This is a genomic window from Pedobacter sp. (assembly GCF_031119335.1).
In the GTDB taxonomy this organism is placed as follows: Bacteria; Bacteroidota; Bacteroidia; order Sphingobacteriales; family Sphingobacteriaceae; genus Pedobacter.
This window is the reverse complement of the sequence record NZ_JAVHXT010000016.1, coordinates 1-10,628: the sequence shown is the minus strand read 5'-3', so window position 1 is coordinate 10,628 and position 10,628 is coordinate 1. Positions and strand designations below refer to the sequence as shown.

General features: G+C 37.3%; 8 protein-coding genes and 1 pseudogene. 4 read left to right on the top strand and 5 right to left on the bottom strand.

What is annotated here, in order from left to right; translation table 11 throughout:
• Positions 1-114: pseudogene (locus REI64_RS15250) on the bottom strand (lauroyl acyltransferase); the annotation flags it as partial.
• Between the two features lie 36 nt (positions 115-150).
• Between REI64_RS15250 and REI64_RS15245 the strand changes: the two are divergent.
• From REI64_RS15245 to hemF, 4 genes are all read left to right on the top strand, one after another.
• Entirely contained in the window at positions 151-753 is a 603-nt protein-coding gene (locus REI64_RS15245) for a WbqC family protein (protein ID WP_308851001.1), read from the top strand.
• A 68-nt stretch (positions 754-821) separates the two neighbouring features.
• Positions 822-1,940 carry a magnesium/cobalt transporter CorA gene (gene corA / locus REI64_RS15240; protein WP_308851000.1) on the top strand — a complete coding sequence of 373 codons (1,119 nt, stop codon included), beginning with the start codon at positions 822-824 and terminating at the stop codon, positions 1,938-1,940.
• A 76-nt stretch (positions 1,941-2,016) separates the two neighbouring features.
• Positions 2,017-3,243 carry an MFS transporter gene (locus REI64_RS15235; RefSeq protein ID WP_308850999.1) on the top strand — a complete coding sequence of 409 codons (1,227 nt, stop codon included), beginning with the start codon at positions 2,017-2,019 and terminating at the stop codon, positions 3,241-3,243.
• A gap of 676 nt (positions 3,244-3,919) precedes the next feature.
• Positions 3,920-4,828 (top strand): oxygen-dependent coproporphyrinogen oxidase, encoded by a 909-nt coding sequence (gene hemF, locus REI64_RS15230; RefSeq protein ID WP_308850998.1) that lies wholly within the window; start codon positions 3,920-3,922, stop codon positions 4,826-4,828.
• 180 nt (positions 4,829-5,008) lie between these two features.
• Here hemF and REI64_RS15225 read toward each other — a convergent pair whose 3' ends face one another.
• The 4 genes from REI64_RS15225 to REI64_RS15210 all read right to left on the bottom strand — a co-directional run bounded on the left by REI64_RS15225 (position 5,009) and on the right by REI64_RS15210 (position 10,579).
• Positions 5,009-7,162: a DPP IV N-terminal domain-containing protein gene (locus REI64_RS15225; protein ID WP_308850997.1), complete on the bottom strand. Its 2,154-nt coding sequence runs from the start codon at positions 7,160-7,162 to the stop codon at positions 5,009-5,011.
• Between the two features lie 4 nt (positions 7,163-7,166).
• Positions 7,167-9,032: a sulfatase-like hydrolase/transferase gene (locus tag REI64_RS15220; protein ID WP_308850996.1), complete on the bottom strand. Its 1,866-nt coding sequence runs from the start codon at positions 9,030-9,032 to the stop codon at positions 7,167-7,169.
• 70 nt (positions 9,033-9,102) lie between these two features.
• Positions 9,103-9,783, bottom strand: a complete 681-nt coding sequence (locus tag REI64_RS15215) for a hypothetical protein (RefSeq protein WP_308850995.1) — start codon at positions 9,781-9,783, stop codon at positions 9,103-9,105.
• Positions 9,784-9,802: 19 nt separating this feature from the next.
• On the bottom strand, positions 9,803-10,579 hold the full coding sequence (locus REI64_RS15210) for an enoyl-CoA hydratase-related protein (RefSeq protein ID WP_308850994.1): 777 nt from the start codon (positions 10,577-10,579) through the stop codon (positions 9,803-9,805).
• Between the last annotated feature and the right edge of the window lie 49 nt (positions 10,580-10,628).

The window sequence follows — 10,628 nt, the reverse complement described above, 5'->3', positions numbered from 1 at the left end:
ATAATAAAGAACATAGTATAAAATGTTCGAAATGCCAAATAAAAACCACAACGGAAAAAAAGACAGGAGGTGTAAAAAAAATATCCCTATGTGCAAAAAACCTTTTTTAATCATTAATTTGCCGACTGAATTGCAAACTTAAAATATCAGATGCAAAATCTAGCTATATTTCCATTATTTTATCTTCCACCAGTTAGTTATTTTACGCTTTTAAAGGAAAACAATTTCGAATTCCTTTTAGAAAAATTTGAGCATTTGCCAAAACAAACTTACAGAAATAGAGCGGCAATAGCTTCGCCAAATGGAAGTTTAGATTTGGTTGTTCCAATAGTTAAAGGTGCAAAAGTACACACGCCGTATAAAGATGTAAAAATAAGTTACGATGCGAGATGGCAGCGTTTACATTGGTTAAGCCTGCAAACTTGCTACCGTAGTTCGGCTTATTTCGAGTTCTATGAAGATGGTTTAGCTCCATTTTATGAAAAAAAGTACGATTACCTTTTTGATTACAACTATGAAATGCTGACTTGGCTATTTAAGCAGCTGAAGATTTCGTCAGATTTAGTAACAACAGAAACCTACGAAGAAAATCCGGCCAAAGATTACAGGAGTGCAATGACTAAGAAGGAGATACCTGTTATCCAAACAAAGCCGTATTTTCAAGTGTTTAGCGACAGGAATGAGTTTATACCAAACCTTAGCATTGTAGATTTACTTTTTAACCAAGGACCACAAGCGAAGAATTATTTTTAGAAGTGAGAAATGGTTAATCGGTTAATTGTTTAAATTGGTTAATTGATACTTGAAAACTGCCAACTGAAATGTCGAAACCTTTACGCTTTAAACATAAAAAGAAACGATATGCGTTACCAGAACCGGGTACTACGCCAGGTTTTGTGTATATAGATGTCAATTCTTTAAAGCCTAAAATTAATTTGTACAGTTTTAGTGCAGATACGTTCGATGTTGTTGAATTAAATAGCCTGCGTGATATAGCTAAACGTACCAAAGACACGTCAGCTTTTTATTGGGTAGAAATTAAAGGCTTAAACTCGGCAGAGCTTTTCAATGTATTTAGTGAGGAATTGAAAATTCACAAATTGGTATTAGAAGATATTACCAGAACTTACCATCGCCCAAAATTTGAAGAGTACGAAGGTTACAATTTTGCGGTAAGTAGAATGCTAAGATTAGGTGAGGATGGAGGATTGGAAAATCAACAGGTATCGTTCATACAAACTAAGAACGTACTATATACCTTTCAAGAAACCTATGACGATTGTTTAGACGCAGTTCGCAACCGTTTAAGGGAGGGAAAAGGAAATATCAGGATAGGAGGTACTGGTTATTTAATGTACGCCATAATGGATATGATTGTAGATGCCTACTTTTCTGTACTTAGCGAATGGAGCGAAGACATGGATCTGATTGAAGATCGCTTGCTTGCTCGCCCGGATAAATCTGTGATGTACGATATGCAATTGGTTAAACGAAATTTAATTGCACTTAGGCGGGTAATTTGGCCAGAGCGTGACAAGATGAACGATATTTTGCGTACCGATAGTGATTTAATTTCTGATCAAACCAAAATGTTCATTAAAGATGCTTACGATCACTGCGTACAACTCATGGACATGGTAGAAAGTATGAAAGAAATTGCTTCAAGTAACATAGATATGTACTTGTCAATTATCAGCAACCGCATGAACGAAATCATGAAAGTGCTTACCATTATATCGTCTATCTTTATTCCGCTAACCTTCATTGCTGGTATTTACGGAATGAATTTCGCAAAACAAGATCCAGTTACCGGAAAAATAATGCCAGGTAATATGCCAGAGCTGTATGTAGCAAACGGTTACGAATACACCTTGTTGGTAATGGCTTTTATTGCGCTTGTTCAAATCATCTTTTTTTGGCGCAAAGGCTGGTTTAAATAATTTCATTTTCGGCTAAAAATAGCGAACATCTTATTTCGATTTTTTTGTAGTTTAACAACATCAAACTAAACTATAAATGAACCAACAAACTAAAAACAAAAACATTATTTTAATTATTCTTGTGGCCTCTTTAGGCTACTTTGTAGATATCTACGATCTTATCTTATTCTCGGTAGTACGTGTACAAAGCTTAAAAGATTTGGGCGTTGCCGAAGAAGATATGCTCAGTATTGGCGCCACAATTATCAACAGCCAAATGTTCGGCATGCTAGTAGGTGGTATACTTTGGGGTGTTTTGGGAGATAAACGTGGTCGTTTAAGCGTTTTATTCGGTTCTATCATCACTTATTCGTTAGCCAATATTGCCAACGGTTTTGTAACTACTGTAGATCAATATACCATCATTCGCTTTATTGCTGGAGTAGGCTTAGCAGGCGAACTTGGCGCAGGTATTACGCTTGTTGCCGAAACCATGAGCAAGAAAAACAGAGGTTACGGTACCATGATTGTTGCCTGCGTAGGTTTGCTCGGAGCCGTTATGGCAGCCTTAATTAGTGCACGATACACTTGGCAAACCAGCTATTTTATTGGTGGCGGTATGGGTTTAGTTTTGCTTTCACTGCGTATTGGTTTGGTAGAATCGGGTATGTTTAAAGAAACTACCGAAAACGAAAACGTACAGAGAGGTAACTTCTTTATGTTATTTAACAAGTGGTCGAGGTTAAAAAAATACTTGTGCTGTATCTTAATTGGTTTGCCCTTGTGGTATGTAGTTGGCGTGCTGATCACTTTTTCTCCAGAATTTGGACGTGCCTTAAATGCTACCGGAGTTTTAGACGCCGGCAAAGGAATAATGTATTGTTACATTGGTATTTCCATTGGCGATGTAGTTGCCGGTTTACTGTCGCAGCTACTAAAATCGCGACGAAAAGTGATGCTTATTTTCTTATTGTTAACGGCAGTTTCTGTAGGTATTTATCTGTATGCTTTCGGTTTAACTCCTCAAGGTTTTATTTTGTTGAGTTTATTGTTGGGCTTTGCATCTGGCTATTGGGCTACCTTTGTAACTATTGCTGCCGAGCAATTTGGCACCAATTTGCGTGCAACGGTAACTACAACCGTCCCCAACTTTATACGCGGTTCTTTAATTGCGATCACCACAGGTTTTCAATTTTTTAAGGATAAGTTGGGTATTTTAGAAGGCGCAGCTGTGGTAGGTGCAATCTGCATTGTTATTTCATTATTTGCTTTAAGTCAGTTGAAAGAAACTTTCAGTAAAGATTTGGATTACGTGGAACATTAATAAACAGCTGATAGCATAATGTACTGTTTTTTTAGAAAAGCTAACGCAGTGCTACTATATAAGAGGCAGTCCCGCCATCCGCTTTACTTTTTTGGCAAACACATAGGTTTGCCAAACGTGTTCGCTGCTGTCGGGTTTAAAATGCAAGTGCTGTGCAAATGAACTTTCTTGCCCACCCAACTGCTAATCAGACTTACGAAGTTTTTAAACGGCGAGGCCCTCAATTAACCTTAAGAGAAAATTTAAACTAGAGTTAAACTTAGTATGTCTTTATGAAAACTGCTAAAGGTATTGCTGTGCACAGGTTTAAGTACAATAAACCCAATTGAAGTGGAAATACTTTTTGTTGCGTCATTTCGAACATCGTGAGAAATCTGTTAGTTGTATGGCTTAGTCGTTAAATTTCTCACAATGTTCGAAATGATAGGAAACCGTAAACAAAAAGATTTTAACGTAAAGTGGGACTTTCTGTCAATTGAAAAACCAAGGCTGCTTTTCAAAAAATAATTTGTAATCCTAAAGCGAGCCATATTTTTTATGGATCTGTTTGCTACGTTCCGAGCAATCGTAATTCTAAAATCATAAATCGTAAAGTGTCAATCCAATGTACTATATCACATTAGGTTTCACTTAGCGTGGCATTAAGCGTAAATTTGAAGCTACAAAGGAGAAAGTCATGTTTAAGGAGAGCGTTTTTAAGGAGAAAGTAGCAGAAGCATATAAACAGATACAAGATAGTATTTGTGCGGGTTTGGAAATTGCCGATGGAAAAGGTCTTTTTGTTGAAGAACTGTGGGAAAGGGAAGGCGGCGGCGGCGGTCGTACCCGAGTTATACAGCACGGAAACGTAATTGAAAAGGGAGGTGTGAATTTTTCTGCAGTTTATGGGAAATTGCCAGATGCGGTTAAAAAAGCCTTTAAAGTAGAAAATGATGAGTTTTTTGCAACTGGAGTTTCTATCGTTTTGCACCCTGAAAATCCATTTGTGCCTATTATACACATGAACATCCGCTATTTTGAAATGGATGAGCAGACGCGTTGGTTTGGTGGGGGAATAGATTTAACGCCACATTATGTGATCCCAACTGATGTGAGGTTTTTCCACTATCATTTAAAACAGGCTTGTGATGAGTTTAAAGCAGAGTTTTACCCTAAATTTAAAGCTTTGGCAGATGATTATTTCTTCATCAAACACCGTGACGAAACTAGGGGAGTTGGTGGTATTTTCTACGATCGTTTAAAACCTGAAAATACCGAACTTAGCTACGAGAAAATATTAGATTTTTCTTTAGCAGTAGGCAACAGCTTTTTGCCTATTTACACGGAATTGATAGATCGTAACCGAGATACAGCATATACAGATTTTAATAAGGAATGGCAGTATTTGCGCCGTAGCAGGTATGCAGAGTTTAATTTGGTTTACGACTCTGGAACCAAGTTTGGCCTGGAAACCAACGGCCGTATTGAAAGTATTTTAATGAGCTTGCCACCAACAGCCAAGTGGAATTACAATGCAAAGGCACAAGCTGGCTCAGAAGAAGAAATAACGACTAATTTCCTTAAAAAGGGAATTGATTGGGTGTAGTCGGTCTCCGTCATTTCGACGAGGAACGAGGAGAAATCTAGTAAATTTCTTATTAAATCTTTTAAGATTTCTCCCTACGGTCGAAATGACGTGGCGCTAATCCAGCTCGCATATCATAACATTACACAAAAAAAGCTCTAGGAATAACCTAGAGCTTTTTTTATGGACTTTAACGTCTAATTATCTTCCTCCTGGAGGACAGTTCTCTTTCAAGAATTTAGTAAAGGTTAACGCTAAATGCTCGCTTGTGCCTTCGCCCTCGCTAATGCTGTGCGTTCTATTTGGGTAGCTCATTAACTGGAAAGTCTTTTTGTGTTTAACCAATTCGTTAATCAACATCTCTGCATTTTGATAATGTACATTGTCGTCTCCTGTACCGTGCACCAACAATAGGTTTCCTTTCAAGTTTTTAGCATGAGTAACAGGCGAACCAGCTACATAAGCATCTGTAGTTGGAAATGGTGTGCCCATGTAACGCTCTTGGTAAATATTGTCGTAAGTAAGCTGATTTGCCACTGGCGCAATAGAAATACCAGTTTTATAAATTTCTGGATATTGGAATAGTAGGTTTAAGGTAGAAGATCCACCACCGCTCCAGCCCCAAACCGCAACTCTGTCTTTATCCATAAAAGTGTGAGTAGCTAGTAGTTTTTTGGCTCCCAAAGCTTGGTCACGAATATTTAACTGACCAATGTTTTTGTATATCGCTTTGCGCCAAGCCTTACCTTTTGGTACTGGTGCGCCGCGGTTATCAACAGAAACATAAATGTAGCCATCTTTTGCCATATCCGGATATAACCAGTTATTGCCGGCACCCCAACTATCTAATGCAGTTGCCGAAGCAGGTTCGCCATAAACATAAAATACAACCGGATATTTCTTTGTTCTGTCAAAGTTTTCTGGTTTTTTCATCCAGCCGTCTAACTCTATACCATCTTCGGTAGTTACTTTAAAAAACTCAACTTTGTTTTTAATTGCAGCTTGGTTACCTACTTGGCTGGTGATGCTACCGGTCATACTTAGAGGATTGTTGGTTTTAAAATTCATCCACTCGCTCACCGGTCTTACGGTAGAACTTTGGTAACTGTGGAAAGCAAAAGCACCAGTGGGCGAAATGTTATAACTATGACGGCCAGGTAAAACCGATGGTGTAACTTGCTCTAACTTGCCTTTACCGTCTAGTTTGGTTTTGTATAAATATTTTTGTGTAGCATTAGTAGGCGAAGCACTGAAATAAACCGTGTTGTTAGCCTCATCAATCAAATCTAAACTCATCACATCAAAGTTGCTGTTGGTAATTAATGTTGCCTTCTTGTTCTCGATGTTAATGCGGTAAAGATGTGCCCAATTATCTTTCTCTGTCAGAATTACAAACTCTTTGTTGTTGTTTATCCAATGAAATTTATCAATGGCATCAATCCAAACTTTGTCTGTTTCTTTGTAGATTTCTTTAATTGCGTTGGTGCTTGCATTTACCAAATAAACCGTACTCACGTTTTGTTCACGATTTAATTGTTGCAAAATGATGTTATTAGAGTTCGGTACCCAATCCATTCTAGGGATGTAGTTTTGAACCTGACTACCCGGAACGTCCATCCATTTTGTTTGTGCCGTTACAATATCTACCACACCAACTTTACAAGCTGACGGATCTTGACCTACCTTTGGATATTCTACCGGAATGTTGTAAGAATAAATAGAATCGGTGTTGTTAATCATCAAGAAATTACGGATTTTCCTTGCGTCTATTTGCCAATAAGCAATAGATTTTCCATCTGGACTCCATCTAAAACCATCCCTGCAATCAAACTCCTCTTCGTAAACCCAATCGAAAGTGCCGTTAATTAATCTGGCTGTACCATCGGTAGTTAGTGCTTTTACGTCACCAGAATTTATATCTTCTACATAAATATTGTGACCACTCACGTAAGCAACTTTAGAAGCATCAGGAGAAAATTTGGCAAACATTAAAGATGATGCCGGCTTGTCTTTTCCTATTTGGGTCACCTTGCGTGTAGTCATATCGGCAACCCAGTAATCACCACGCGTATCATAACGCCATACTTTTTTGCTGTTCGTAAAAATTAACGCTTTGGTGCCATCATCACTTAGCTGAAAACTCCTAACTCTAATAGCTTTGCCGCTACCACTCAATAAGTCGGAACCGATAACGGTTGTGCGGTCGCCTTTTGGTAGGGTAATTTTAACGATTTCGCCGCTTACATTTTGATAGTAGCTGTTGCCATCTTTGGCCCAATTTACACTTTGTGCTGTTGCAGTGGTAGAAAAACCGAATGCAATGGCCAAGCCCCAAATTAATTTTTTGGTGTTCATCTGTTTATAGGTTTATAAATTGTTGATATACGGATTGAAGGTAAGATTTTCCGTTGATTATATTCTTGTTGGTTTGTGTTGCGTCTTCTGCCTTACTATTGTGAAGCACACTTTTACCTACATTGTCAAAAGTAACGGTATGCCCATTTTCTATAAATCCAAATCCATCATCCCAACTAAAATAGGCAAAATTTCTAGTGTACGGATTAAGCAGGTTTTTGCTCCATTTAAAGTTATTAGCTTTGATGTTAAGCTGGGCCAAAAGTGTTGCTGGCAAATCTTGTTGGCTGCCAGTTTTGTTATAAACTTTACCTCTAAATTCTTCTTTAATTACATCACCATAAAATATTAGGGGAATGTGATAACGCTGTGGTTCGTAAATTTCGTGGTTGTTTTTTGGTAATGGATGCCCATGATCGGCAATGAAGACGAATAGTGTATTTTTATACCAAGCCTGCTTTTTTGCTTCGTTTAAATAACTGCCTATGCAAGAGTCGGTGTAAAATGCAGTGCTTTTGAATTTTTGAGCATTATCTGCATTCCCAAACTTCTGTTTTACCGGTAATTCGAAAGGTTCGTGGTTGGTTAATGATAAAATAGTGGAAAAGAACGGCTGTTTAGTTGTATTGGCATTTTTTAGCTGTCGGTTAAATAGCGGTCCATCGTAAGCTCCCCAATTAGCACTCATATCTTTCTTGTCGAAACTTTTTCTGTCTATCAATTTTTTATATTGATGACCTAGTACAAAAGCTTTATAGTTGTCAAATTCTGATTCGCCACCGTAGTAAAACGAGGTATGATAGCCATTTTCGTAAAGTTTTTGACTAATTGCAGGGATTTTCTGCATTTTTTCTGGCCATTTCACAATACTGCCCACGGCTAATGTAGGAAAGCCAGTTAAAGAACCGATCAAACCTTTATCTGTTCTATTGCCTGTAGCGTAAATCTGGCTGAAGAGCACACCATTTTTTGCTAAATTATCCAAGTTGGGAGTGATGCCGCTTTCACCATCTAAAGATTTGATCAAATCTGCAGTAAAGCTTTCGAGTATGAAAATCACCACATTTGGTCTTTCCGTCTTTAAAATAGAGATAGTCGTATCTTTTTCAACTTTGAACAAATTACTTGCCTGTAAATCAGCTTCTTTTTGGTTGAAATATTTGTAGAGATTTTTTTTTGATTTATTGCTAGCCAAAATACTCGACACCAAATTCCACTCTGTGTTTAGTGCGGTATGGTTTAAAATCTGATAGTTAGAGAAATAGGCCATGCTCTGGGTATTTGGGGCTCTGCCAGTCCCGCCTCGTATCAATAAAAAGTTAGTGGTTAAAACAATAATGGTAATGATAAACTTTACTCCAAGTGGTGTTTTAGTAAAGTTGATTTGTCTTTTAACGAGCAAAAAGTTGAGATAGAAACCAACTGCTAATAAAACCAATAATACAAGTAACGTAAGAAAAATAGGTGAGGAGGCGCTTGAAGCTAACGATTCTCCCGGTGTAAGAATGGCAAACTCTATGGCTCTGGAGTTTACTTTGCTGCCCCATTCTCTATAAATGTTAAAGTTAATTACTGAAATGACGCTAAAAAGTACAATCAGTACAGCATTGTAATGCCTAATCCAATTAAAATTGATTTTTTCTCTATTGGTGAAGTACCAAAAAGTATAGATTAATAAAGGAATAATGACAAGATAGGCAGTTGTTGATAAATCTAATCGGAGTGCATGATAGTAAGCTGCAAACTTTTGCGAGAGAGGTATGTTTCGCAGTTTGATATGGAAGATGAACATGAAAATGAACCTATCTACAGCGAAATAGAGCAGCCAAAACAGAAAGTATCTGGCGAAGAAAATCAGACTTTTAAACATGGGCTGCTAAAATACTAAAAAAGCCCACGATTTAAATCGTGGGCTTTCAAATTCTTATTTTTAATGACGATTACTCGCCACCACCTTGCATTGCCATAATTTCTTGCATGGTTTTCAATTCGTAACCGCTTGGTACCTCTAAAGAAAATGGACCAACTTTATCTTCAGAAACATTTTTAAGAGTTAAAGTAACTTTAGTGCCATTTTGGAATGTAGTATATTTAACCAAAGCACCTTTTACGCTATTGAATTGCTCTCCAGAAAAGTTAGAAGGGAATTCGATTTCGTTGGTAGCCCATAATTCATAAGTGCCACCTTTATCATCTTTGTAAGTATATTTTTCAGCATTGTAATTACCTACTTTTTGCTTTTCGCCTGTAGCTTTAAAGTCGCTTAATTTCGGAGATGCAGCTTCAGTTTTTTCTATATCTTCTTTGCTCATTTTAACTGCATACTGCATTTGCGCCATTGGTACATCAATAAGCATTAAACCATTTCTGTCTACGAAATTTTGTAGAATACCGATAGTTGCAGGACCTTGTTGCATATCGATACGCAATATATTTCCAGCAAATTTAACTTTTTGCTCTTTCGGCAATTGAGAAGCCATTGCTGCTGCTTCTGGAGGTAAAGAGTATTCAACTCCGTAAATTACTGTTCCTTGAGAAATTTTCTTTTGAGCGTTAGCAATCACTGCCGATCCCACTAACAAAGCCGCTAAAACGCCTGTCTTTACTGATTTAAACATCATATTTTTTAGTTTATAGTTTTTACCAATTAATTTTTTCCTTTGCCAAGAAAGCCGCTATTCCTTTTTTGAAATCCTCACTTTCTCTTGTCTTTGCATTCACTTTAATTGCGTTGGTCAAACAACTATCGAGCCAACTATTGCTAGTTTCATTAATGAGTTGTTTTGTCAACGCCATCGAATTTCCAGAAGCACTGTTATTCAAATTTAATGCAAATTCACGTACAATTTGATTAATTTCTTCAGCTTTTGTTACATAGGTGATAAGGTTATATTTCAATGCTTCGTCTGCAGAAAACAGATCGCCACTGATTAATAGCTTCTTAGCTAGTGTTTCGCCTACTTTTTGTACCAAATAACAACTTACAATTGCAGGAACAAAACCTAATTTTACTTCCGTATATCCAAATTTAGCTTCGGGCACAGCAAATATGATATCGCAAATGGTTGCCAAACCGCATCCTCCAGCAATGGCATGGCCTTCTACTTGCGCAATAACCACTTTTTTTAAAGTTCTGATCGTTTCAAAAAGATCTTTCAGTGCTCCCGAGTCTTGAATGTTTTCCTCGTAAGAAAAATGCTGCAACTGTTGCATATAAGCTAGGTCTGCACCAGCGCTAAAAACATCGCCATTGGCTTTTAAAACTACTATTTTAACATCTTGGTCATTCTCTGCCCTTAAAAAAGCTGCAGTTAAGTCAGCAACTAAAGTTTGGTTTAAGGCATTTCGCTTATCAGGTCTGTTAATAATAATTTCGGCAATGCGATTTTCAACTTGATAAATAACTAATGGTTCCATTTTTAATTAAGTTTCAGTATTACGGCTTTCTGCTTTTTCAAAATATAAG

Excerpts from the sequence above, each read along its gene's own strand:
- corA (WP_308851000.1), top strand. The coding sequence starts at position 822 with ATGTCGAAACCTTTACGCTTTAAACATAAAAAGAAACGATATGCGTTA.
- REI64_RS15210 (WP_308850994.1), bottom strand. The coding sequence starts at position 10,579 with ATGGAACCATTAGTTATTTATCAAGTTGAAAATCGCATTGCCGAAATT.
- REI64_RS15245 (WP_308851001.1), top strand. The coding sequence starts at position 151 with ATGCAAAATCTAGCTATATTTCCATTATTTTATCTTCCACCAGTTAGT.
- REI64_RS15220 (WP_308850996.1), bottom strand. The coding sequence starts at position 9,032 with ATGTTTAAAAGTCTGATTTTCTTCGCCAGATACTTTCTGTTTTGGCTG.
- REI64_RS15215 (WP_308850995.1), bottom strand. The coding sequence starts at position 9,783 with ATGATGTTTAAATCAGTAAAGACAGGCGTTTTAGCGGCTTTGTTAGTG.
- REI64_RS15235 (WP_308850999.1), top strand. The coding sequence starts at position 2,017 with ATGAACCAACAAACTAAAAACAAAAACATTATTTTAATTATTCTTGTG.
- REI64_RS15225 (WP_308850997.1), bottom strand. The coding sequence starts at position 7,162 with ATGAACACCAAAAAATTAATTTGGGGCTTGGCCATTGCATTCGGTTTT.
- hemF (WP_308850998.1), top strand. The coding sequence starts at position 3,920 with ATGTTTAAGGAGAGCGTTTTTAAGGAGAAAGTAGCAGAAGCATATAAA.